The sequence below is a fragment of the Variovorax paradoxus EPS genome (genome assembly GCF_000184745.1).
Lineage (GTDB): Bacteria > Pseudomonadota > Gammaproteobacteria > Burkholderiales > Burkholderiaceae_C > Variovorax > Variovorax paradoxus_C.
In genome coordinates this window covers 4,558,675-4,580,193 of the sequence record NC_014931.1, presented here as the reverse complement: position 1 = coordinate 4,580,193, position 21,519 = coordinate 4,558,675, and the positions used below count along the sequence as shown (strand labels likewise).

Here is a 21,519-nt window from a genome sequence, read left to right as displayed (position 1 = left end):
TGAAGGTCAGGGGTGGGAGCCGGAAAACCCGTTGCAAGAAGGGTCTTCTTCGTCCCCGGCAGAGAGCCGGTGTTGCGGGCAACTGGACCCGGCAACGGTGCCAATTGTCGCATGAGTCGATAATCGGTGGTTTGCCGCGCCCGAATGCATCCCCGAATGCCTTGTTCCGGCACCCGCGCTTTCCCCTGATCTTTGTACCCAAGGTAACTATCCACAGATGGCTCAATACGTCTATTCGATGAACCGTGTCAGCAAGACCGTGCCGCCCAAGCGGCAGCTCTTGAAAGACATTTCGCTCTCTTTCTTCCCCGGCGCCAAGATCGGCGTGCTCGGCCTGAACGGCTCGGGCAAGTCCACGCTGCTCAAGATCATGGCGGGTGTGGACAAGGAATTCGAGGGCGAAGCGCTGCCCATGCCGGGAATGACGATCGGCTACCTGGAGCAGGAACCCAAGCTCAACACCGAGCACACGGTGCGCGAATCGGTCGAGGAGTCCATGGGCGCGGTGTTCGCGGCCAAGGCGCGCCTCGAAGAGGTGTACATCGCCTACGGCGCCGAAGACGCCGACTTCGACGCACTGGCAGCCGAACAGGCCCAGCTCGAAGCCATCATCGCCACGGCCGGCACCGATTCCGAGCATCAGCTGGAAATCGCCGCCGACGCGCTGCGCCTCCCGCCGTGGGACGCGAAGATCGGCCTCTTGTCAGGCGGCGAAAAGCGCCGTGTGGCGCTTTGCCGCCTCTTGCTGTCCAAGCCCGACATGCTGCTGCTCGACGAACCGACCAACCACTTGGACGCCGAATCGGTGGAGTGGCTCGAAGTGTTCCTGCAGCGCTTCACCGGCACCGTGGTGGCCATCACCCACGATCGCTACTTCCTGGACAACGCGGCCGAGTGGATCCTGGAAATGGACCGCGGTCGCGGCATTCCATGGAAGGGCAACTACAGCACCTGGCTCGAGCAGAAGGGCGAACGCCTGGCGCAGGAGCAGAAGAGCGAAGAAGCCCACGCCAAGGCCCTGAAGAAGGAACTGGAATGGTCGCGCCAGAACCCGAAGGCGCGCCAGGCCAAGAGCAAGTCGCGTCTCGCCCGCTTCGAAGAGCTGAGCGACATGGAATACCAGAAGCGCAACGAAACCCAGGAAATCTTCATTCCTGTGGCCGAGCGACTGGGCCAGCAGGTGTTCGAGTTCCACGGCGTCAGCAAGTCCTTCGGCGACCGCATGCTGATCGACAATTTGAGCTTCACCGTGCCGCCGGGCGCGATCGTCGGCATCATCGGCCCGAACGGCGCCGGCAAGTCGACGCTCTTCAAGCTGCTCGCGGGCAAGGAAAAGCCGGACACCGGCGAGGTCGTCATCGGCTCGACGGTCAAGATGGCCTTCGTGGACCAGCACCGCGACGAACTCGCCAACAACAAGACCGTGTGGGAAGACATCTCGAACGGCCTGGACATCATCAATGTCGGCAAGTTCCAGATGGCCAGCCGCGCATATGCGGGCCGTTTCAACTTCAACGGCGCGGACCAGCAGAAGAAGGTCGGCACGCTGTCGGGCGGTGAACGCGGCCGCCTGCACCTGGCCAAGACCCTGATCGCGGGCGGCAACGTGCTGCTGCTGGACGAACCCTCGAACGACCTGGACGTCGAAACCCTGCGCGCGCTCGAAGACGCGCTGCTCGAGTTCGCCGGCACGGTCATGGTGATCAGCCATGACCGCTGGTTCCTCGACCGCATCGCCACCCACATCCTCGCGGCCGAAGGCGACAGCCAGTGGACCTTCTTCGACGGCAACTACCAGGAGTACGAAGCCGACAAGAAGAAGCGTCTCGGCGAAGAAGGCGCGAAGCCCAAGCGCATGCGCTACAAGGCCCTCAAGTAAGCCTCAGATCGCTTCTTCAGCAAGAGCGCGCGGTTCCGCAAGGGACTGCGCGCTTTTTTCATCGTCCGCCGCGAACACCTCGCGCGCCGCGGTGATGCCGTTGAGCGCCGCTGGAAAGCCCGCGTACACCGCCATCTGCATGATGATTTCGATCACTTCGGTGCGCGTGACGCCGACATTCAGCGCGCCCTGGATATGCACCTTCAGTTGCGGCGCCGCATTGCCCATGGCCGTGAGCGCTGCCACCACCGCGATCTCGCGGGAGCGCAGGTCCAGACCGGGGCGCGAGTAGACGTCGCCGAAGGGAAATTCGATCAGCAGGCGGGCGAAGTCGGGCGCGATGTCCGCCAGGCTCTCGACGACCTTGACGCCGCCTTCACCGTCGATTTCCTGCAGCTTGGCCAGCCCGCGCTCGTAGCGCAGGTTGCCGTTGTTGGTCTGGTTTGCTTGTGTGTTCGTCATCGCTCGTCTTTCTTTCCGGGGCAGTGCCCGACAACGAGGGACGCTTCGTCTTTGGCGTGGTCTTGACCTTGGCCTCGATCGCGCGGTAGTGCGCGATCTTGGTCGAAAGCACCTGCATCGATTGCTGCAGCGCCTCCACCCGGGCCTGGACCTCGGCGAGATGCGCTTCGAGCATCTCGCGCCGTTCGCCGACGCTGGCGTCCCCCTGGCTTCGAAGCCCGGCGAAGGCCTGCATGCCCTGGATGGGCATGCCGGTCTCGCGCAGGCGCAACAGGAAGGCCAGCCAGTCCATGTCGGCGCTCGCATAGCGGCGCTGGCCGCCGGGTGCGCGAGACACCGCGGCGATCAGGCCGATGCGCTCGTAGTAGCGCAGCGTGTGGGCCGTGAGGCCGGTGCGCTGCGCGACTTCCGCGATGGTCAGGCTGGTTTCCATGGCATCGATTCTCAAAGTTGGAGCGCGCTCTAAGTCAAGCGCTTTAGCGAACTATTTTTGCGGGGCCAGAAGATCGGCATCGAGCCAGCCGCGCAGGCTGTTGACGAAGGCGAAAGCCTGCACGCGGGGCAGATCGTCCACCCGCACGACGGTTTCGGCAAGCTCGCCGCTGTGCAGGCGATGGGCGCGGCCGATGCCATCGAGTAGCCCGCAGCGCAGCGGCGGCGTGACCCAGCGGCCGTCGATCCGCAGGGCGATGTTGCCGCGCGTGCATTCGGTGATCTCGCCGTGGCGGTTCCAAAGCAAGGTGTCGAAGACGCCCGTCGATGTGGGCGCGAAAGCCTCGTAGTGCGCGCGGCGCGTGGTCTTGAAGCGGGAGAACTCGCTGTGGGCCTCGTCGAATGCGCGGGCCGCCAGTTGCAGTTGCACGCGGGGCGGTGGTACGTCCATTGCGAAGGCTTCTGCGCGCGGTTGGCCTTGCGCATCGAGCAGAAGGCGCACGCGCCATGAACCCGTCGAATGCGCGTCGGTCAGGCGACCCAGACATGCCGTCACGTCTGCCTCGTTCCATGCATAAACAAAATGCGCAGCCGCCTTCTGCATTCGCACCAGATGCGCGGGCGCATCGCGCAACGCACCGTCGATCAGTGCAAGGGTTTCGAGCAATTCGAAAGAACTCATGGCTTGGACGATACAGGCGCGTGGCGCTGTGCCAGGAAGGCTCGCTTGTGCCGCCACTCATCCCACTCCGCATCCGCCTGCGCATCGGCGGTGATGCCGCTGCCGATGCCGCAGCGCGCCTGGCTGCCGCGCAGCGTCACGGTGCGGATCGGCACGTTGAAGGTCGCATGACCGCCGGGCCGCACCACGCCGACAGCGCCGCAGTACACGCCACGTGCCTCGGGCTCCAGTTCGCGGATCATGCGCATCGCACTGACCTTGGGCGCGCCCGTGATCGAGCCGCAGGGGAACAGCGCCGAGAACACCTCCACCAACGTGACGCCATCGCGCACTCGCGCCTCGACGTCGGATGTCATCTGCCACACAGTGGGCAGCGCCTCGGTATGAAAGAGCCGCGGCACGCGCACCGAAAAAGGTTGAGAGATGCGCGAGAGATCGTTGCGGATCAGGTCCACGATCATCACGTTCTCGGCGCGCTCCTTGGGCACAGTGCGCAGCCGCTGCGCCATTGCTTCGTCTTCTGCGGCGGTCGCGCCGCGCGGGGCGGTGCCCTTCATGGGGCGGGCGAGGATCCGGTCGCCTTGCCAGTCGAAGAACAGCTCGGGCGACACCGACAGCACCTGCTCGTCGCCGGTGTCGATGAAGGCGGCGTAGCCATCGGGTTGCGCCTTCAGCAAACTCGCGAACCAGTCGCGCGCGTCGCCCCGGAATTCGGCGCGCAGCGGCGCGGTGTAGTTGAGCTGGTACAGCTCGCCGTTCGCGATTGCGCGGTGGATGGCCTGCATGTTCCGGTCGAAGCTGGCCCGCGACAGGCCGGCTTGCCAATCGACGGCAGGCACATCGCCGGCCACGGATTCGGGCCAGGGCTCGGCGGCATCGTGCACACCGAACCACGCCAGCGGGCCGTCGCCCGCATGCACCGCGAATGCATCGTCGAAAGCCGCAGCTGCCTCGTAGCGCAGATAGCCCACGCACCAGCGCCCCTCGCGCGACAGCGCCTCGACGGCCTCCAGCACCGGCTTCACTTCTTCAGCGGTGCGCGCAACGAACACCCGCGAAGGAGCGCCGAAAGCCACGCGCAGCCGCGTCGCGCCGTCGCCGCGCGGCTCGGCGAAATCGATCAGCGTTTGAAAGACCAAGGCGTCAGACAGATTCCGCAGGCTTCGGCGGCACGGCAGGCGCTTCCGTCGATGCGGCGGCGCCCTTGGCCGAACCGGCCAGCACGCGCTTGCGCACCGCGTAGATGTTGTTGCGCAGCGCATAGAGCTCGTCCGCATACGACAGCGGCACCGCCACCTTGTTGACCACGCGATCGAGGTCATCGAGTTCCTTCAGCAGCGTGTCGCGCTCGCCCGTCTTGCCATCGACCTTGCCCTCGATGTCGCGCAGCCGCGCATACCAGCGGAACACGCGCCGCCGCACGCGAAACTGGTAGAGCGGCGGAATCACGCGGCTCAGCGGCAGCATCAGCACCAGCAGACCGCCGAGCACCAGCCACATGCGCTCGACGAGGTTGCTGGCCCAGAAGGGCAGGTAGCGCTGCCAGAAGGGCGGCGTGCCGTTGATCGCGCGGTCACCCTCGGGGCTTACCGGCAGTTCGCTGGTGCGCGTGTTCGGAAAATCGCGCGCCCGGTTGAACCAGCCCGCGTCGCTGTGCACCGTCTGCGCCGATTGCGCGAACAGCTGGCGCAGGGCAGGGTGGGTTTCCTCGCGCGACAGCAGCGAGGTGGTGGCCGCGAGCAGCGAGACGTCCGACGGCGGCAGGTCTTTCGACAGGTCGACCACGCCGCGCGGCAGCGTCACCGCCGAGAGGAACGGGAAGCGCCGCGAGTACGCATCGGCCTGGCCGAAGTCCATCAGCTTGATGTCGCCTGCGCGCAAGAGCCGCTGCACCTGCGGCGATTGCGGCGCCGAAGACAGCACGATCGCATCGAGCAGTCCGGCCTGCAGCGCCTCGGCGGCTGCGGCTTGCTCAAGATTCGACAGCAGCACGTCGTCGGGCCCGATCCGGTTGGCCTTGAAGAGCCGTTCCATGATCTCGGGCAGCCCGCTGCCGGCCATGTCGACGTTCACGCGCAGGCCGCGCAGTTGCGTCAGCGAGGTCAGCGTGCCGGTCTTCTTGTCGACCTTCAGCGCGCTGTCGGCACGGTAGAAGAGCCAGATCGGCTCGAAGAACAGGCTGCCGAGCGAGCTGAGCCCCGCCTCTTCGTCGGCCACCGGGTCGGCGCTGCCGCCGCCGCGCACGAAACCCACGTCAGCACCGCCCTTGCGCAGCAGCTCCAGGTTTTCCGAGGAGCCCGAGGTGGGCTTGAGCTCGACCGTGATGCCGCTGGCCTTGAGCGCCGCCGCATAGCGCTTGCCGAACTCCGCATAGGCGCTGCCGGTGGGGCCGGTGGCCAGCGTCACGTGCTTGGGCGGCTGCGGCTGCAGGTACCAGTAAGCGGCAATCAGCAGGCCGATCACGAGAAAGATGATGGGCCCGGCCGAGGCGATCAGGTCGCGGATCGACAGCAGGATCAGCTTCAGGGTTCTGGGGAACGCCATGGTGGTCCTTTCTTTGTTGGATGCGTCAGGGGTGCGCTGCGGCGAAGTCGGTCGCCGACGGAATGTGCAGGTCGCCCACAGTCACCGATTGCGCCGCGCGCACGGCGCGCAGCGTGGCAATGGCCACGGCTTCGGCCGCCATGGTGCCGAGCACCGTCATGCCCGGTGCGTTGCCTTGGAGCGGCACGCGGCCGGTGGCCAGCGCGAACAGCGTGTCGCCGTCGCTCATCGTGTGCACCGGGTTGATGGCGCGCGCGAGGCCGTCGTGCGCCACATTGGCCAGGCGATTGGCCTGCACCTTGGTGAGCACCGCGTCGGTCGCGACCACGCCCAGCGTGGTGTTGGTGCCTGCGAGCAGGGGCTTGGGCAGGTCGCCGCGCAGCAGGGCGCGGCGGGTGTCGAGCAAGGCGGTGCCGTCTTCGGTGCGCGCGCCGGCCACGGGCTGCGCGGTGTTGTGGTCGATCACGTCGCCCAGCGAATTGACCGCGATCAGCGCACCCACCGTGACGCCGCCGACGGTGACCGATGCGGTGCCGATGCCGCCCTTCATCGCGCGGTGCACGCCGAAGAGCTTGCCCACCAGCGCACCGCTGCCGGCGCCCACGTTGCCTTCGGCCGGCGCGGCGTTCGAGGCCGCATCGCAAGCTGCATAGCCGGCCGCCGCATCGGGGCGGATGCGCGCATCGCCCATCGGCAAATCGAACAGCACGGCCGCGGGCACGATGGGCAGGGTGCCGAAGCGCACGTCCATGCCGATGTCGCGTTCCTCGAGCCAGCGCATCGCGCCTTCCGCGGCCGCCAGGCCCCAGGCGCTGCCGCCCGCGAGCATCACCGCATGCACCTGCTGCACGAGGTTGCCGGGCGAGAGCAGGTCGGTCTCGCGCGTGCCGGGAGCGGCGCCGCGCACATCGACACCGGCCACCGCGCCTTCGCGCGCCATGACGACGGTGCAGCCCGTGGGGCGGCGGGTGTCGGAAAAATGACCGACTTCGATGCCGGCGACGTCGGTGATGGCACCGGCGGGATGGGAGGAGGAAGAGGGGGAAGACGGGGCTGGCATGGCGGCCGATTATGGGACCGCACCTTCGCGCCCTCTACGATGGGCGCCATGACAGTTGCAAGAAGTGGTTTCGCCCCCGGGGGCGATGCGCGCCGCCACGTGGTGGTGATCGGCGCGGGCGCGGTGGGCTGCGCCACGGCCATCGAGGCGTTGCGCGCGGGACTGCGCGTGACTCTCCTCGAACCCGAGGCACCCGGCGGCCTGCACGCGACGAGCTATGGCAACGCGGGCTGGCTCTCGTCGCATTCGGTGGTGCCGCCCGCGCTCCCCGGCGCCTGGCGCAAGGTGCCGGGCTGGCTGGCCGATCCGCTGGGGCCGCTCGCGGTGCGTTGGCGTTATCTGCCGCGCGCGCTGCCGTGGCTGCTGCGCTACCTGGCTTCAGGCTGGACCGAGGCGCGCGTGCAGCGCACCGCCGATGCGCTGCGCACCCTGCTGGTGGATGCGCCCGCGCTGCATGCGCAACTCGCGGCCGAGGCCGGCGTGTCGGAGCTCATCGAACGGCGCGGACTGCTGCATGCCTATCGCTCGCGCGCCGAGTTCGAAGACGACGCACTGGGCTGGCGCGTGCGCGGGCGCGTGGGCGTGCAGTGGGACGAGTGGTCGGCCGACGAGCTACGCCGCCGCGAGCCCGACCTCGATGCGCGCTACACGCTCGGCATCTTCGTGCCCGAGGCCGGCCACTGCCGGGATCCGGGCGCCTATGTGGCCGCGTTGGCGCAGCACGCGGTGAACGCTGGAGCGGAACGGGTCTTCGGCCGCGCCACGGGCTTTCGCATCGAAGGCGGCCGGCTGCGCGCGGTGCGCACGAACGACGGCGAGATCGCCTGCGATGCAGCCGCCATCTGCGCCGGCGCGTATTCCGGCCCGCTGGCCGCGGCTGCGGGTTCTTCCGTGCCGCTCGACACCGAACGCGGCTACCACGTGGTGATCGACGACGCGACCGTCGGCCCGCGCACGCCGGTGATGGTGGCCGACGGCAAGCTCATCGCGCACTGGATGGATGGCGGCCTGCGCGCAGCGGGCCAGGTCGAGATCGGCGGACTGGACGCAGAGCCCGACTGGCGCCGCGCGGAGATCCTGCACCGCCATCTGCTGTCGATGTTTCCCGCGCTTGCAACAACAGAAAGGGGCGGCGCCAAGACCTTCAACCACTGGCTCGGCCGCCGCCCCAGCCTGCCCGACGGATTGCCCTGCATCGGGCCCTCGGCCGCAAGCGCGGACATCGTGCTCGCGTTCGGCCATGGGCATGTGGGGCTGTGCGGCTCGGCGCGCACGGGCCGACTGGCGGCGCAGTTGCTGGCAGGGATCGAACCCGAGACGCCGCTTGCGCCATTCGACCTGCGACGCTTCAGCTAGCCGGTTCCGGCTCGATCGACAACACCGTGAGCGCCCCATCGACCTTGTCGGCCGTAAAGCGCACCTTGTCCCCCGGCTTCACCTTGCTCAGCAGCTCGGGGTCTTTCACACGGAAGACCATCGTCATGCCGGTCATCTCGAGGTTCGGGATGTCGCCGTGCTCGAGCGTGATCTTCTTCGCGTCGGTGTCGATCTTGCGCACCTCGCCTTCGACGGCGGGCAGGGCGGCCTGCGCGAAGGCGGCTGCAGCGAGAAGGGTTGCGGAAAGGGCGGTGAGGAGTTTTTTCATGGTCGTCTTCCCTCAGCGATAGCTTTGATAGACGCGCGTGCTGCCATCGGCCAGCACGAGCAGCACGTCGTACGGATCGCGCTGGTCGCCGTAGGCCGGACCGTCCATGCCGGGCGAGCCGACCGGCATGCCGGGCACTGCAAGGCCGACGGCCTTGGGCTTTTCCTTCAGCAAACGCTGCACTTCGCGTGCGGGCACGTGGCCTTCGAGGGCGTATCCGCCGATGAGGCCCGTGTGGCACGAGCCCAGCTTGGCGGGCACGCCGAGCCGCGTGCGCGCGGCCGTGTTGCCTTCGTCGTGCACCTTGGTGGCGAAGCCGTTCTTGTTGAGGTGCTTTACCCAGTCCTGGCAGCAGCCGCAGTTCGGGTCTTTCCAGATCTCGACCATCGGTGCTGCGGCAAAAGCGGCGAGCGGCAAGGTGGCGGTGGATGCGAGCGCAAACAGCGGTGCTGCACGCTTCAAGAGGGTTCGTCGTTGCATGGTGGTGATCTCCTTGGTTCGTTCGTTCATTCGTTCAGGATTTCTTGGGCGCGGCCGCCAGCACGCGGATGCGGCCGGCCATGCCGAGTTCGAAGTGGTCTTTCACGAGGCAGGCGAAGTCGAAGTCGCCGGCGCGGTTGAAGGTCCAGACCATTTCGCCGGTCTTGCCCGCGGGCACATGCACCATCCACGGATCGTCGTGCTCCATGTCCGGAAACTTCTTCATCATGGCCGCGTGGTTCGCGATCTCCGACTCGGTGCCGAGCACGAGTTCGTGCAGTTCCTTGCCCTTGTTCTTCAGGCGCAGGCGGATGGTGTCGCCCTCGCGCACTTCGATGACCGACGGCGTGAAGGTCATGTCGTCGGCCATCGCGATGTCGATGGTGCGGCGCACGTTGCTCGCCTTGCCCTCGATGCCCCAGGGCTTTTGCTCTGGGGCGAGCGTGGCCGTGCCCTTCGGTTTCGGCGTGTGGTTTTCATGGGCTTGCGAAGCGGTCGCAGCGGCTGCTAGCGCGACGCACAGGGCGATGGACTTGAAGGTCTTGTTCATGAGTTGAACTCCAGAATGAAAGTGAATGAGGTCAGTGGTTGTGCCCGCCCGAGGGCTTGCGCACGGTGGCATCGGTGTTGTTGCTGCTGCCCGGCGATGGCGCATTGCGCGTGGCCGGCGGCACGGCGGCACCGGGCACTTCGCGCGCCACCGTGCCGGCCGGGTGCTTGAACCAGCCCGGGTCCTTGTAGTCCCCGGGCTTCTGGTCGCGCCGCACCTTCAAGAGCGTGAACATGCCGCCCATCTCCGCCGAGCCGAACGGGCCCGCGCCGGTCATCATCGGCATCGTGTTGTCGGGAATGGGCATCTCCATCGCGCCCATGTCGGCCATGCCCTTGTCGCCCATCACCATGTAGTCGGGCACGAGCTTCCTGATCTTCTCGGCCACGCCCTTGTGGTCCACGCCGATCATGGTGGGCACCTCGTGGCCCATCGGTCCCATGGTGTGGTGCGCCTTGTGGCAGTGCAGCGACCAGTCGCCTTCCTCGTCGGCGATGAATTCCATCTGCCGCATCTGGCCCACTGCCACGTCTACCGACACCTCGGGCCAGCGCGCGCTGCGCGGCACGGGGCCGCCGTCGGTGCCGGTCACCTCGAACTCGTGGCCGTGGATATGAATCGGGTGGTTGGTCATCGTGAGGTTGCCCACGCGGATGCGCACGCGGTCGCCCTTGCGCACATTGAGCGTGTCGATGCCCGGGAACACGCGGCTGTTGAAGCTCCAGATGTTGAAGTCGGTCATGGTGTTGACCTTGGGCGTCGCACTCCCGGGCTCCACGTCGAAGCTGCCGAGCAAAAAGCAGAAGTCGCGCTGCACGGGCTCGATGAGCGGATGGTTTTCCTTCGGATGCGTGACCCAGAAGCCCATCATCCCCATCGCCATCTGCACCATCTCGTCGGCATGCGGGTGGTACATGAAGGTGCCGGGGCGGCGCGCGGTGAACTCGTAGACGAAGGTCTTGCCCGGCGGAATGTGCGGCTGCGTGATGCCGCCCACGCCATCCATGCCGTTGGGCAGGCGCTGGCCGTGCCAGTGCACCGTCGTGTGCTCGGGCAGCTTGTTGGTCACGTAGATGCGCACGCGGTCGCCTTCGACCACCTCGATGGTCGGCCCCGGCGACTGACCGTTGTAGCCCCACATGTTGACCTTGAAGCCGGGCGCCATCTCGCGCACAACGGGTTCGGCGACGAGGTGGAATTCCTTGACGCCGGCGTTCATGCGCCAGGGGAGCGTCCAGCCGTTGAGGGTGACGACGGGGTTGTAGGGACGGCCGTTCGGCGGCGCGAGCGGTGGCGCGGTGGCGGTGGAGCTTTGCGTCACGGGCTCGGGCAACGCGGCCATCGCGACACGGCTGACGGTGGTCGCGGCGACGGCCGTTGCCGTGCCCGCGAAGAAGTTGCGGCGGTTCATGGTGTTTGCTCCTTCCCCCTCTGGGGGAAGGTTGGGATGGGGGCTCGGCGGCGGTTGGTTTGTTGGCGGTGCGAAGGCCGCTTGCCCCCACCCCAGCCCTCCCCCAGAGGGGGAGGGAGCGAATGCGAATGCACGGGGCTCATTGGGTGGGCCCTCCTGTCGAGGCGGCCGTCTGCAGCGCCGTCATGCCGCCGGGCGAACTGCCCGTGAGCGCGAATTGCAGGTCGGTGTCGGCGAGCCAGAAATCACGCTGCGCCTCCATGCCCGCATTCACCACGAGCATGCTCGCGCGGGTTTCGCCGAGCAACTCCCACACGCTCGCGAGCATGCCGTTGTAGCGCAGCACCATTTCCTCGTTGATCTTCTTGCGCAGCGGCAGCACTTCGTCGCGGTAGCGGCGCGCCAGGGCGTACGACGTGTTCCAGCCTTGCCAAGCCTCGCGCGCCTCGCTCGCGGCCAGCACGCCGACATCGCGCACGCGGGCGGCCGACTGCATGTACTGCGCCTCGGCACGGCCGGTGCGGGCCTGGCCCCAGTCGAACAGCGGCAGCGGCAGGTCCAACTCGAAGCCGCGCTGCGTCGAGCGCGAGCGGTCGGCGTCGTTCTCGAACGTGGTGTTGCGCACCACGCCGATCTCCATCGCGTTGATCACGCGGGTGGCGCGCGTGAGGCCGAGTGAATCGGCCACCGCCGTGTTCTGCGCTTGCGCCGAGCGCACGTCGAGCCGGTCGCGCAGCGCGCGGGCCTGCACGTCGCCCAAGTCGGGCGCGGATTGCGGCAGCGGGGGCAGGCGATCGGGCAGCGTGTAGCCGATGCGCTCGCCGCGGAGGCCGAGCAGCCGCGTCAGCTGCTCGCGCATGGCAACGGCGGTCTGCTCGGCGCGCGCGAGTTGCGCTGCCGCGTCGGCCAGCAGCAGCTGTTCGCGCGTGCGCTGCAGCGCGCTCCAGTTGCCGACCTGGGCCATGCGGTGCGCGAGCTCGGCGCCGGCTTCGGCCGCGTCCTTCGCATCGCGCAGGTACGCGACGCTCTGCTGCGCTGACACCGCGCGCACCCAGGCACGGCGCGTGTCGGCGGCCAGCAGCAGCACGCTCTGCGCGGCCTGCAGCTTGGCGGCCTCGTGCCGCTGGCCGGCCCAGCGGGCCTGCCACGGCAGCGTGACCAGCCCGATCACGTTGAAGCTCAGCATCCGCTCGAACTCGCGCTCGCGGCCTTGCGCGAGGCGGCTGAACGAGAGCACCGGGTTCGGCAGGCTCGCGGCCTGCACGCGGTCGGCATCGCTGATCTGCAGCGTGGCAAAGGCGTCCTGCACACGCGGGCTGTTGACTAGCGCGATGCGCACGGCTGCCTCGGCGTCGAGCGGCTTGGCGAGCAGCGCGTCGACGTTCTTCTGCGAGGCCTCGTCGGGCACGCGTTGCGCGGTGCTGCCCGCCATCAGCGGGTTGTTGCCGACCAGCGCCTGCACATCGGCAGCGCCGCCGTCGGGCGAAAGGCTGGCGCAGCCGGCCAGCACGAAAGCGCTGCCGAGTGCGGCGGCGCGCTTGAGCAGTGCGCTGCTACTTCTTCGATAGCAAAGGGGGCCGGCAAGCTGCCGGCGGACAAAGGGGTTCACGCTCGATCTCCATGAGCAATACGACCAACGCCGAGAGCCGGAAAAGGCTCACTGCGGACGGACTACGGGCAGGGAGATCAGGAAATGGGCGGCTTCAGGCCCAGGACGGGCTCTGCGCTCGCGAAGCGGGCCGCACGGGCGGCCGGCGGCGCCTGGGGGGCGCTGTGTGCAATGTCGACCAGAGGCATGCCGCCGAGCGCCACCGTGTGGCAGACCTGGCAGGCGGTGCAGGTGCCGCAGCCCTGGTGGTCGGTGCCGTGGTCATTGCCGCTGCTGTTGCCGTCGTCATGGTGGTGCGCCATGGTGTCCATGCCGCTGTCGTCGGCTGCGCCCATGGCTTCATGGCAATGCGCATCCGCTGCCACCGAGGCCGGGGAGGCCTCTTGTGCGACGAGCGACGCGGCCGGCAGCGAGTGCCGCACCATCTCCACCGCCATCGCATCGCCGAGCCAGCCGCGGATGGGCAGCAGGGCGATCATGAGGGCGAGCAGCAGGGTGCGCATGGGGCGGGATGATAAACGGGTGCCCTAAGACACCAGTTGCCCGCGGGCCTTGTCGACCCACACCTGCAGGTTGTCCAGCAGGTCCTTCTGGCTGAAGGAACAACTCTCTTCGCTGAAGAGCGCGCTCGATTCGAGCCGATCGAGCAGGTTCAGCAAGACCTCGCCATAGCGCGGCGGCAGGGCGCCGAGCAGTTCGGTACTGCCGAGTGCTTCGTCCGATAGCGCGGTGACCGATCCGCTGCCGCCGCCGAGCGCGGCGATGCGTACGGCGATGGCGTCGAGCTGCTGTGTCGCGCTGCTCATGACGATGCCTTTCCCGAGGGCGGCGTCGACAGCCCGCGCTCGCGCATCAGGTCGCGCAGCACGTCGGGGTAGTCCGTGATGATCCCGTCCGCGCCCCAGTCCATCAGCCGCAGCATGTCGGCGCGCTGGTTCACGGTCCAGGGCAGCACTTTCATGCCGAGCTTCTGCGCTTCCTTGATGACGGCGGGCGTCAGGTCCGCATAGGCCGGCGACCAGATCACGGGACCTGCGCTCTTGCCCGCAGCGGCCTGGACCAACTGCGGCACCGAAGCGAAGCCGGCCGCATCGAGGCCCGCGGTCCAGCGGCTGTCCTTCAACGTGCGAGCCGTGCTGAGGTAGGCGCGCGGCAACTGCGGCGCGAGCTGGCCGACCAGCGCCAACGTGCGCCAGTCGAAGCTCTGGATGGTCACGCGGTCGGCCATCTTCGCCTTGTCGATTTCGGCGAGCAGCGCGCGCACCATGGGCTCGGGCGCAGCGGTTTCGTCGGGTTTGTTCGGATCGATCTTGGTCTCGATGTTGAAGCGCACCGTCGCCGCCGCGGCGCCGCGTGCCTGCACCATCGCGAAGAGCGAAGCGAGTGTCGGGATGCGCTCGCCGTCGCGCGGCTGCTGCAGCGCGAACTGCTTGCCGTAGTTGCTCGCGGGGTTCAGGCGTCCTACGTCGTAGGTCTGCAATTGCGCGAGGGTGAGCGAGCGCACCGCGGCACCGCTCTTCGCCGCGAGCCAGTTGCCACCGGCATCGCGTGTGTGATCGGGGTTGAGCGCAGTGTCGTGCGAGATCACGACCACGTTGTCGGCGGTGAGCCCGATGTCCAGCTCCAGCGTGGTCACGCCGAGGTCGATCGCGTTCGAGAACGCCGCCAGCGTGTTCTCGGGTGCGAGCCCGCGGCCGCCGCGGTGCGCCTGCAGGTCGAAGTGCTGCTTCGCGGTGGGGACGATGGCGGCACAGCCCGCAATCAACAGCGCGGCGACGAGCAGGGGGTATTTCATTTGAGCTGCACCTTGATGCCGTTGTCTTGCACGGTGATGTCACCGATCTCGTAGGTCTTGCGGCCCACGGTGAGTTCGTCGGCGGTGAAGCTGCGCAGCACCTGGCCCTGCAGCAATTCCTGCGCGACGATCGAGCCGACCTTCTGCAGCCGCTCGGCATCGCGGCCCTCCACGCCCTGCAGTTCGAGGCGCTCGGACTTCGGGTGATCGAGCCGCAGGGTGCGCGTGGGCGCGTCGTAGCGCAGCGCGCTGCTCATCGATACGACACCCTGCACCGGCGACGCGGCCAAGAGGGGGCTTGCGATCGTCAGCGTGGCGGTAAGCGCCGCGCGGTTGGCACCGGCATCCAGCCCCAGTTGCGGATCGCGCAGCCCGACCATGAAGATCTCGGCATAGCGCTCGGCCACCGGAAAGCGCTTGGCGATCATCGCCTGCAGCTCATCGCGGCTCGCGGTGTATTCGCTGGTGAAGAAGTTGAAGCCGGCCAGCGCCGCGAACGGGGCCTGCAGGGCGGCCGTGCCGAGCAGGGCCTGCAGCATCCGGCGACGGGAGGTGAGGGACGGAGTGCGGAGGTTCATAGGGATTCCGAGCTTGCCACAGGCCGACGCGTTCCCGCCAGCGCCTGGGCGGCGCTACCGCCTGTCGGACGGTGAGCCGTCGATGCGCAATTCATAGCGGGCGAAGGACCCGTTTCCCTTCTGGATGACGCTGTGCAGCACGAAGCCGAAGCCCTCGTAGAGCGTGCGCAACGCCTGCCGGTCGGCCACGCAATCGAGTAGGCGCAGGTACGGGCGGCCCAGGCTGCAGGTGCGTTCGCGCGCGAAGGCCAGGAGGGTGGTCGACACGCCCTTGCCGCCCCAAGACCTGCGAACAGCCAGCTTGTGCACGAACGCGGAGCTTCCGGGTTCGATCTCGGGCCAGAAGAACGGGTCTTCCATGTCGATCCGCACGACCCCGGCCACGTCGCCGTTCTCGCGAGCGATGAAATAGCGGCCGGCATCGGTGTCGCGCTGCACGCGTTCGATGTCGACATCGGCAGCCGACCATAGCGGGCGGCCTTCGGCGGCGAGCCATTGGGCGGCTTCGTCGAGGACGGCGGCGACGGTGGCCGCTTCGGCAGGGAAGGCTTGGTCGATGTGCATCGCGGCGGATCTTAATCAGGCTTGCGCGGCGTGGACCACGTGAAAGCCTTCCGCCTCCGAGGGCGCAACGAAGTGGCGGGTGATGAGGTCGAACTCGGCATCGGTCGTCTCGAAAGGGTGCTCGCCGCTTGCATTGCGCGCGCGAAGCCGCGCCTTGCAGACCTCGTCGGGCACATCCAGGAAATGGAGCCGGTGCGCCACCCCCGCCTTCTCGAAGATGCCGCGCGCCCAGGCCCGGCTGCTCGCGGTGTTGGCGGGAAAGTCGAGCACCACGGACACCCCGGCTGCCAGGAGCGCCACGACGTGCTCCGCCATGACCTGCTTGAGCCGGGTTGAGGTCCGCACGTAGTCGGGCAGGTCGACGATTTCTCCGGGGTACAGCGCGGCAAGCCACGCATCCTCGCTGATGAGCACCGTGGCGGGTGCATCCGCCAGGCGCCGGGTGAGCGTCGATTTTCCGGCGCCGATCTTGCCGCAGACCATGTGGAGCATGGGGGTCATTTCTTTTCTCCTGTGACGTGGATCAAGACCCCAGGAGGCAAAAAGAAACCCGCCTCGTGGGGCGGGTTGCATGGCGTGAATTTCTTTCGGATCGCGCGCTAACCCACCATCTTTTCGATGGTGCGAATAATCGACGCGTTCTGCACAAAGGCCATGGGCCGAGAATAGCCGAGGCCCGTCGGAGGCGAAACCCTCAGTCGTGCAGAGAAGAAAGAAACTGCTTCAACTCCGCCGTCTGCGGATTCCCGAACAGCTCCGCCGGCGGCCCCATCTCGTGCACGCGCCCCTGGTGCATGAAGATCACCCGGTCGCTCACCTTGCGCGCGAAGCTCATCTCGTGCGTCACCATCAAAAGCGTCATGCCTTCGTCGGCCAGCGACTCCACCACGCGCAGCACCTCGCCCACCAGTTCGGGGTCGAGCGCCGAGGTGATCTCGTCGCACAGCAGCACGGCCGGCTCCATCGCGAGCGCGCGGGCGATCGCCACGCGCTGCTGCTGGCCGCCCGAAAGCTGGTCGGGCATGGCATCGAACTTCTCGGCGAGGCCGACGCGGTCGAGCAGCTTGCGCGCCTGCGAGGCGGCTTCCATCGACCCGCGCTTCTTCACCAGCGTGGGCGCGAGCATCACGTTCTTGCCGACCGTGAGGTGCGGAAAAAGATTGAAGCTCTGGAAGATCATCCCGACGCGCTGGCGCAGCTCGCGCATGGCCATCGCGCTCTCGTGCAGCAGCGGCTTGCTGTCGACGGTGAGCGAGCCTTCCTGGAACACCTCCAGCCCGTTGATGCAGCGCAGCAGCGTGCTCTTGCCCGAGCCGCTCTTGCCGATGATGGCGATCACCTCGCCGCGCTTCACGTCGAGGTCGATGCCCTTCAGCACTTCGTTCGTGCCATAGGACTTGCGCAGCGCCGTGATGCGCACGATGGGCGCTGCGAACGTGTTCGCGGCTTCGGTGTGGGGTTGGTCAAGCACGGCGGCCATGGGTCTTCCTCTCGAGGTTCTTGGCGTACAGGCTCACGGGAAAGCACAGCACGAAGTAAAGCAGCGCCACGCAGCTGAACACCACGAAGGGCTGGAAGGTGGCATTCGAAATCATGCTGCCGGCCTTGGTGAGTTCGACAAAGCCGATCACCGAGGCGAGCGCAGTTCCTTTGATGACCTGCACCAGAAAACCGACGGTCGGTGCGATCGCGATCTTCACGGCCTGCGGCAGGATCACATGGCGCATCTGTTCGCCGAAGCTCAAGGCCAGGCTGCCCGAGGCTTCCCACTGGCCCTTCGGGATCGAGGCCACGCAGCCGCGCCAGATTTCAGTGAGAAAGGCGCTGGTGTAGAGCGTGAGCGCCACGCTCGCCGCGGTCCACGCCGAGACGTCGATGCCGAACAGCGCAATGCCGAAGTAGGCGAGAAACAGCTGCATCAGCAGCGGCGTGCCCTGGAAGAGCTGCACGTAGAGGCCGACGGCCGTGCCGGCGATCTTGCCGCCGCGCAGCCGCAGGAACAGCAGCAGCCCGCCCACGATGCCGCCGCCGACGAAGGCGATCAGCGAGAGCACGACGGTCCAGCGCAGCGCCATCAGCAGGTTGCGCAGGATGTCCCACAGAGAAAAATCACTCATGACGATGGGTTTCCTTCTGTGTGCGTTCAGCGGCCGAAGAAGAACTTCGGCCCCGCCCAATTGAGCAAACGCCGCAGCGCCACCGACAGCGCGAGATAGATCAGCGTGGCGATGATGAAAGCCTCGAACGCGCGGAAGTTGCGGCTCTGGATCAGGTTGGCCGCGTAGCTCAGCTCCTCGGTCGAGATCTGGCCGCACACCGCCGAGCCCAGCATCACGATGATGATCTGGCTCACCATCGAGGGCCACACCTTCTTGAGCGCGGGCGGCAGCACCACGCGCAGGAACACCTGCGACTTGCTGAGCGCGAGACTCACGGCCGCTTCGATCTGACCTTTCGGCGTGGCCTCGATGCCCGCGCGGATGATCTCGGTCGAATAGGCGCCCAGGTTCATCACCATCGCGATCACCGACGCCACCTCGGGCGAGAGCTTCACGCCCGCCGCCGGCAGCCCGAAGAAGATGAAGAACAACTGCACGATGAAGGGCGTGTTGCGGATCAGCTCCACGTAAGTGCCCACGATGGCGCGCAGCCACGCCGGCCCGCCCGAGCGGGCCCAGGCGCAGAGTGTGCCCACGATCATGCCGAGCACGGTGCCGATGGCGGTGAGGCCGACGGTCCACGCCACGCCGCGCAGCAGCAGCGGCCATTCGGCGAGCACCGCGCCAAAGTCAAACTCGATGTTCATGGCCGCGTGGCTCGATCAGACCGGCAGGTCGCCGGCTGCCTTGCCGAGCCACTTCTTCGACATGGCGTCCAGCGTGCCGTCCTTCTTGGCGGCGGCAATGATCTCGTTGACCTTGGTCTTCAAGGCGGTTTCGCCCTTGGCGACACCCACGAAGCAGGGGCTGTCTTTCAGCAGCAGCTTGAACTCGGCGCTGACCTTCGGATTCTTGGCGAGCATGTCGCCGGCGACCGCCGCGCTGGTTGCGAGGGTTTGCGTCTGGCCGGCCACGAAGGCCGCGATGGTCGCGTTGTTGTCCTCGAAGCGGCGGTAGTCGACGTTCGCCGGCGCCACCTTGTTCAGCTCCTGGTCTTCCATCGCGCCGCGCGTCACGGCGACGGTCTTGCCGGCCATGTCGGAAAAGGCGGTGAGCTTCATGCTCTTGGCGGCGTACACGGCCTGGAAGAAGGGCGCATAGGCCGAGGAGAACTCGATCACCTTCTCGCGCTCGGGGTTCTTGCCGAGCGTGGAGATCACGAGGTCGGCCTTGCGCGTCTGCAGGTACGGAATGCGGTTGGCGCTGGTCACGGGCACCAACTCGATCTTCACGCCCAGCTTGGTGGCGATGAGCTCGGCCATTTCCACGTCCAGGCCCTGCGGCTTCATGTTCTTGTCGACCGAGCCGTAGGGCGGGTAGTCGGTCGGCACGGCGATCTTGATGGTCTTGGCCTTGAGCACGTTGTCCAGCGCGTTCTGGGCGTGCGCGCCGCCGGCCGTGGCCAGCAGGGCGACGGAAGCGAACGCGAGGGCGAGGTGGCGTTTCGATGCAGAGAAAGTCATAGCAGGGCTCCTAGGTAAGTCGATGAATCGGGGTCGTTGGTGGAAGGCGAGGGCTTGCGGCGCTTGGGTTTCGTCGAAGCCGTGTTCTGCAGCGGTGCCAGCGCATCGCGCAGTTGCGCGAGCGGATCGGTCGGCGCCTGCACGCGCAGCGCCGACTGCACCGTGCCGATGTGCGTGGCCATCAGCGCCTCGGCGGCGGCATGGTCGCCGCGCTCCAGCGCCGCGACGATCTGCACGTGGTCTTCGCACGACTGCACCGCGTCGTGCGTGCTCTGGTAGAGCATGGCGATCAACGTGGTGCGCGCGGTGAAGTCGCGCAGCGTGTCGGCCAGGAGCGTGTTGCCCAGGCACTCGGCCAGGCACACGTGAAAATCGCCGAGCAAGAAGCTGCGGTTGCCGACGTCGCTCTCTTTCAGTGCGGCCTTTTCACGCTGAAGGTGCGCCTTCAATTGGCGCAGGGCCGTCTTGTCGAGCTTGCCGGTGGTGCCTGCGCTTCGGATGAGGCCCAGCTCGATGACGCGCCGCGCCTCGAAGGCTTCGCGTGCTTCTTCCTGCGAGGGTTCGATCACGAACCAGCCGCGCCGGGCGCTCACGGTGACGATGCCGCGCGCCGCCAGCCGGGTGAGGGCCTCGCGCACGATGGTGCGGCTGCAGTCGAAGAGCATGGCCAGTTGCTGCTCGCCCAGGCGCGAGCCCGGCGCGAGCTTCTGCGCCATCACCGCTTCGACGATGCGTGCACTGATTTCGGATGCGGATGTAGACATTCGCCTGCATACCAGCAGCTTTTGTGCCAACTGGTATGCAAGATCTGTGCACCGAAATGGATCGGTGCCGGGCGCCGTTGGTGCGGCGCGTGCGCCGCGTGCGCGCTACCGTTTGGCCACGGCGCTCGCGGGCAGGGCCAGCAACATCAACAGCGCCGACAGCACCAGTGCTCCGCTCAGCACATAAAGGCTGGCCGTGAAGCCGCCCGTCAGTGTCTTGAGCGCGCCGACCATCATCGGTGCGACCAGCCCCGCGCTGCCGCCGATGGTGCTGATGAGCGCAATGCCCGCGGCCGCCGCGCTCCTGGACATGAAGTTGCCCGGAATGGCCCACAGCACGGTGAACGCGCTCGAGATGCCCATCGACGCCAGCGCCAGGCACAGCACGGCCGCGAACGGGCTCTGCATGAAGAGCGTGGTCAGCGCGAGGCCCGCCGCACCCACCAGCGCACCGATGGCGAAGTGCCAGCGCCGTTCCTTCTTCCGGTCGGAATGCCGCCCGACCACGATGTTGGCCGCGATGCCCGCGACCGCCGGAATGACCGAATAGAAGCCGATCTGCAGCACGCTCAGCCCCATCGATTTCAGGATGGTCGGCTGCCAGAACGACAGCGCATAGATGCCCAGGATGATCAGGAACGACATGAAGCCGATCAGCCAGACGCGCCCGTCGCGCATGGCCGCACCGAAGGTGTGCCGCTCGGCGGCACCGTGCGCGGCCTGGTCCTCGGCCAGCAGACGCGCCACGCGCTGCTTCTCGGTGGCGGTGAGCCATGGCGCCTGCGCCGGGCTGTTCGAGAGCCAGCGGAAGGCCGCAATGCCCAGCAGCACGCTCGGCAGCCCTTCGAGCAGAAACAGCCACTGCCAGCCACGCAGCGCGAGCACCCCGTCGAGGTAGGTCATCGTGAGCCCGGCGATAGGCCCCGCGACGATCGGCGCTGCCCCGAAGGCCATGAAGAAGAGCGCAGTCGCCTGCGCGCGGCGGTGCGAGGGAAACCACAGCGTCAGGTAGAACAGCACGCCGGGCGCAAAGCCCGCCTCGAACACGCCGATCAGAAAGCGCAGCACATAGAACTGCATCGGCGTCGTCGCGAACATCATCGCCGCCGAGGCCAGACCCCACAGGCCCATGATGCGCAGCAGCGTCGCACGCACGCCAATCTTCGCGAGCATCAGGTTGCTCGGAATCTCGAACACCGCATAGCCGATGAAGAAGATGCCGGCCCCCAGGCCGAACACCGCGTCGCTGAAGCCCAGCTGGTCCTTCATCTGCAACTGCGCATAGCCGACGTTGGTGCGGTCCAGGTAGTTCAGCACATAGCAGGCGCACAGCAGCGGCATCAGCCGCCAGGTGATCTTGCGGAAAAGCGCGGCGTCGTCGTGCGCATCGGCCGAGGCGGGCGTGCGCGCATCGGTGGCATCGAGGGTGGCGGTGTTCATGG

Annotated in this window: 23 protein-coding genes and 1 pseudogene; 2 read left to right on the top strand and 22 right to left on the bottom strand. The window is 67.3% G+C overall.

Annotated elements, in window-relative coordinates; translation table 11 throughout:
- Positions 1-217: 217 nt before the first annotated feature.
- Complete coding sequence (ettA, locus tag VARPA_RS21210; RefSeq protein ID WP_013542636.1) at positions 218-1,879, top strand: energy-dependent translational throttle protein EttA; 1,662 nt, start codon at positions 218-220, stop codon at positions 1,877-1,879.
- Between the two features lie 3 nt (positions 1,880-1,882).
- Here ettA and VARPA_RS21205 read toward each other — a convergent pair whose 3' ends face one another.
- The 5 genes and pseudogenes from VARPA_RS21205 to VARPA_RS21180 all read right to left on the bottom strand — a co-directional run bounded on the left by VARPA_RS21205 (position 1,883) and on the right by VARPA_RS21180 (position 7,059).
- The gene (locus VARPA_RS21205; RefSeq protein WP_013542635.1) at positions 1,883-2,341 is read right to left on the bottom strand and encodes a carboxymuconolactone decarboxylase family protein; all 459 of its coding nucleotides are present in this window, start codon (positions 2,339-2,341) and stop codon (positions 1,883-1,885) included.
- Positions 2,256-2,774, bottom strand: a complete 519-nt coding sequence (locus VARPA_RS21200) for a MerR family transcriptional regulator (protein WP_013542634.1) — start codon at positions 2,772-2,774, stop codon at positions 2,256-2,258. The genes VARPA_RS21205 and VARPA_RS21200 overlap by 86 nt, the downstream gene beginning before the upstream one ends.
- A 51-nt stretch (positions 2,775-2,825) precedes the next feature.
- Positions 2,826-4,594: pseudogene (pabB, locus tag VARPA_RS30290) on the bottom strand (aminodeoxychorismate synthase component I).
- 4 nt (positions 4,595-4,598) lie between these two features.
- Positions 4,599-5,999: a TAXI family TRAP transporter solute-binding subunit gene (locus tag VARPA_RS21185; RefSeq protein ID WP_013542633.1), complete on the bottom strand. Its 1,401-nt coding sequence runs from the start codon at positions 5,997-5,999 to the stop codon at positions 4,599-4,601.
- Between the two features lie 25 nt (positions 6,000-6,024).
- Positions 6,025-7,059 (bottom strand): P1 family peptidase, encoded by a 1,035-nt coding sequence (locus tag VARPA_RS21180; protein WP_013542632.1) that lies wholly within the window; start codon positions 7,057-7,059, stop codon positions 6,025-6,027.
- Between the two features lie 48 nt (positions 7,060-7,107).
- Between VARPA_RS21180 and VARPA_RS21175 the strand changes: the two genes are divergently transcribed.
- Positions 7,108-8,415: an NAD(P)/FAD-dependent oxidoreductase gene (locus VARPA_RS21175; protein WP_049794544.1), complete on the top strand. Its 1,308-nt coding sequence runs from the start codon at positions 7,108-7,110 to the stop codon at positions 8,413-8,415.
- Here the strand turns inward: VARPA_RS21175 and VARPA_RS21170 are convergent.
- From VARPA_RS21170 to VARPA_RS21090, 17 genes are all read right to left on the bottom strand, one after another.
- On the bottom strand, positions 8,408-8,704 hold the full coding sequence (locus VARPA_RS21170) for a copper-binding protein (protein WP_013542630.1): 297 nt from the start codon (positions 8,702-8,704) through the stop codon (positions 8,408-8,410). The two genes, VARPA_RS21175 and VARPA_RS21170, sit on opposite strands and share 8 nt — an antisense overlap.
- 12 nt (positions 8,705-8,716) lie before the next feature.
- Complete coding sequence (locus VARPA_RS21165) at positions 8,717-9,184, bottom strand: DUF411 domain-containing protein (protein WP_013542629.1); 468 nt, start codon at positions 9,182-9,184, stop codon at positions 8,717-8,719.
- Between the two features lie 34 nt (positions 9,185-9,218).
- The gene (locus VARPA_RS21160) at positions 9,219-9,734 is read right to left on the bottom strand and encodes a cupredoxin domain-containing protein (protein ID WP_013542628.1); all 516 of its coding nucleotides are present in this window, start codon (positions 9,732-9,734) and stop codon (positions 9,219-9,221) included.
- A gap of 31 nt (positions 9,735-9,765) precedes the next feature.
- Entirely contained in the window at positions 9,766-11,145 is a 1,380-nt protein-coding gene (locus VARPA_RS21155) for a multicopper oxidase family protein (RefSeq protein WP_013542627.1), read from the bottom strand.
- A gap of 139 nt (positions 11,146-11,284) precedes the next feature.
- A complete protein-coding gene (locus tag VARPA_RS21150; protein WP_013542626.1) occupies positions 11,285-12,754 on the bottom strand; it encodes a TolC family protein in 1,470 nt (489 codons plus the stop codon).
- Positions 12,755-12,831: 77 nt separating this feature from the next.
- Positions 12,832-13,257, bottom strand: a complete 426-nt coding sequence (locus VARPA_RS21145) for a hypothetical protein (protein WP_013542625.1) — start codon at positions 13,255-13,257, stop codon at positions 12,832-12,834.
- Between the two features lie 24 nt (positions 13,258-13,281).
- Positions 13,282-13,560 carry a hypothetical protein gene (locus tag VARPA_RS21140; protein WP_013542624.1) on the bottom strand — a complete coding sequence of 93 codons (279 nt, stop codon included), beginning with the start codon at positions 13,558-13,560 and terminating at the stop codon, positions 13,282-13,284.
- Positions 13,557-14,549, bottom strand: coding sequence for a glycerophosphodiester phosphodiesterase (locus VARPA_RS21135; RefSeq protein ID WP_013542623.1), 993 nt, complete (start codon positions 14,547-14,549; stop codon positions 13,557-13,559). Before VARPA_RS21135 ends, VARPA_RS21140 begins: the two co-directional genes overlap by 4 nt.
- A complete protein-coding gene (locus tag VARPA_RS21130) occupies positions 14,546-15,127 on the bottom strand; it encodes a DUF1439 domain-containing protein (protein ID WP_041942982.1) in 582 nt (193 codons plus the stop codon). The genes VARPA_RS21135 and VARPA_RS21130 overlap by 4 nt, the downstream gene beginning before the upstream one ends.
- Before the next feature lie 54 nt (positions 15,128-15,181).
- A complete protein-coding gene (locus VARPA_RS21125) occupies positions 15,182-15,691 on the bottom strand; it encodes a GNAT family N-acetyltransferase (protein WP_013542621.1) in 510 nt (169 codons plus the stop codon).
- A 15-nt stretch (positions 15,692-15,706) separates the two neighbouring features.
- A complete protein-coding gene (locus tag VARPA_RS21120) occupies positions 15,707-16,192 on the bottom strand; it encodes an AAA family ATPase (RefSeq protein WP_013542620.1) in 486 nt (161 codons plus the stop codon).
- 193 nt (positions 16,193-16,385) lie between these two features.
- Positions 16,386-17,171: an amino acid ABC transporter ATP-binding protein gene (locus tag VARPA_RS21115; RefSeq protein ID WP_013542619.1), complete on the bottom strand. Its 786-nt coding sequence runs from the start codon at positions 17,169-17,171 to the stop codon at positions 16,386-16,388.
- Positions 17,155-17,808, bottom strand: coding sequence for an amino acid ABC transporter permease (locus VARPA_RS21110; RefSeq protein WP_013542618.1), 654 nt, complete (start codon positions 17,806-17,808; stop codon positions 17,155-17,157). The genes VARPA_RS21115 and VARPA_RS21110 overlap by 17 nt, the downstream gene beginning before the upstream one ends.
- Positions 17,809-17,834: 26 nt before the next feature.
- Entirely contained in the window at positions 17,835-18,497 is a 663-nt protein-coding gene (locus VARPA_RS21105; RefSeq protein WP_013542617.1) for an amino acid ABC transporter permease, read from the bottom strand.
- A gap of 15 nt (positions 18,498-18,512) precedes the next feature.
- Entirely contained in the window at positions 18,513-19,313 is an 801-nt protein-coding gene (locus VARPA_RS21100) for a transporter substrate-binding domain-containing protein (RefSeq protein WP_013542616.1), read from the bottom strand.
- On the bottom strand, positions 19,310-20,077 hold the full coding sequence (locus VARPA_RS21095) for a GntR family transcriptional regulator (protein ID WP_013542615.1): 768 nt from the start codon (positions 20,075-20,077) through the stop codon (positions 19,310-19,312). Before VARPA_RS21095 ends, VARPA_RS21100 begins: the two co-directional genes overlap by 4 nt.
- Before the next feature lie 105 nt (positions 20,078-20,182).
- The gene (locus tag VARPA_RS21090; protein ID WP_013542614.1) at positions 20,183-21,517 is read right to left on the bottom strand and encodes an MFS transporter; all 1,335 of its coding nucleotides are present in this window, start codon (positions 21,515-21,517) and stop codon (positions 20,183-20,185) included.
- Positions 21,518-21,519 lie beyond the last annotated feature (2 nt).

What these genes read in the sequence shown, in the direction of transcription:
- ettA (WP_013542636.1), top strand. Translation starts at nt 218, where the DNA reads ATGGCTCAATACGTCTATTCGATGAACCGTGTCAGCAAGACCGTGCCG.
- VARPA_RS21205 (WP_013542635.1), bottom strand. Translation starts at nt 2,341, where the DNA reads ATGACGAACACACAAGCAAACCAGACCAACAACGGCAACCTGCGCTAC.
- VARPA_RS21200 (WP_013542634.1), bottom strand. Translation starts at nt 2,774, where the DNA reads ATGGAAACCAGCCTGACCATCGCGGAAGTCGCGCAGCGCACCGGCCTC.
- VARPA_RS21185 (WP_013542633.1), bottom strand. Translation starts at nt 5,999, where the DNA reads ATGGCGTTCCCCAGAACCCTGAAGCTGATCCTGCTGTCGATCCGCGAC.
- VARPA_RS21180 (WP_013542632.1), bottom strand. Translation starts at nt 7,059, where the DNA reads ATGCCAGCCCCGTCTTCCCCCTCTTCCTCCTCCCATCCCGCCGGTGCC.
- VARPA_RS21175 (WP_049794544.1), top strand. Translation starts at nt 7,108, where the DNA reads ATGACAGTTGCAAGAAGTGGTTTCGCCCCCGGGGGCGATGCGCGCCGC.
- VARPA_RS21170 (WP_013542630.1), bottom strand. Translation starts at nt 8,704, where the DNA reads ATGAAAAAACTCCTCACCGCCCTTTCCGCAACCCTTCTCGCTGCAGCC.
- VARPA_RS21165 (WP_013542629.1), bottom strand. Translation starts at nt 9,184, where the DNA reads ATGCAACGACGAACCCTCTTGAAGCGTGCAGCACCGCTGTTTGCGCTC.
- VARPA_RS21160 (WP_013542628.1), bottom strand. Translation starts at nt 9,734, where the DNA reads ATGAACAAGACCTTCAAGTCCATCGCCCTGTGCGTCGCGCTAGCAGCC.
- VARPA_RS21155 (WP_013542627.1), bottom strand. Translation starts at nt 11,145, where the DNA reads ATGAACCGCCGCAACTTCTTCGCGGGCACGGCAACGGCCGTCGCCGCG.
- VARPA_RS21145 (WP_013542625.1), bottom strand. Translation starts at nt 13,257, where the DNA reads ATGCGCACCCTGCTGCTCGCCCTCATGATCGCCCTGCTGCCCATCCGC.
- VARPA_RS21140 (WP_013542624.1), bottom strand. Translation starts at nt 13,560, where the DNA reads ATGAGCAGCGCGACACAGCAGCTCGACGCCATCGCCGTACGCATCGCC.
- VARPA_RS21135 (WP_013542623.1), bottom strand. Translation starts at nt 14,549, where the DNA reads ATGAAATACCCCCTGCTCGTCGCCGCGCTGTTGATTGCGGGCTGTGCC.
- VARPA_RS21130 (WP_041942982.1), bottom strand. Translation starts at nt 15,127, where the DNA reads ATGAACCTCCGCACTCCGTCCCTCACCTCCCGTCGCCGGATGCTGCAG.
- VARPA_RS21125 (WP_013542621.1), bottom strand. Translation starts at nt 15,691, where the DNA reads ATGCACATCGACCAAGCCTTCCCTGCCGAAGCGGCCACCGTCGCCGCC.
- VARPA_RS21120 (WP_013542620.1), bottom strand. Translation starts at nt 16,192, where the DNA reads ATGACCCCCATGCTCCACATGGTCTGCGGCAAGATCGGCGCCGGAAAA.
- VARPA_RS21115 (WP_013542619.1), bottom strand. Translation starts at nt 17,171, where the DNA reads ATGGCCGCCGTGCTTGACCAACCCCACACCGAAGCCGCGAACACGTTC.
- VARPA_RS21110 (WP_013542618.1), bottom strand. Translation starts at nt 17,808, where the DNA reads ATGAGTGATTTTTCTCTGTGGGACATCCTGCGCAACCTGCTGATGGCG.
- VARPA_RS21105 (WP_013542617.1), bottom strand. Translation starts at nt 18,497, where the DNA reads ATGAACATCGAGTTTGACTTTGGCGCGGTGCTCGCCGAATGGCCGCTG.
- VARPA_RS21100 (WP_013542616.1), bottom strand. Translation starts at nt 19,313, where the DNA reads ATGACTTTCTCTGCATCGAAACGCCACCTCGCCCTCGCGTTCGCTTCC.
- VARPA_RS21095 (WP_013542615.1), bottom strand. Translation starts at nt 20,077, where the DNA reads ATGTCTACATCCGCATCCGAAATCAGTGCACGCATCGTCGAAGCGGTG.
- VARPA_RS21090 (WP_013542614.1), bottom strand. Translation starts at nt 21,517, where the DNA reads ATGAACACCGCCACCCTCGATGCCACCGATGCGCGCACGCCCGCCTCG.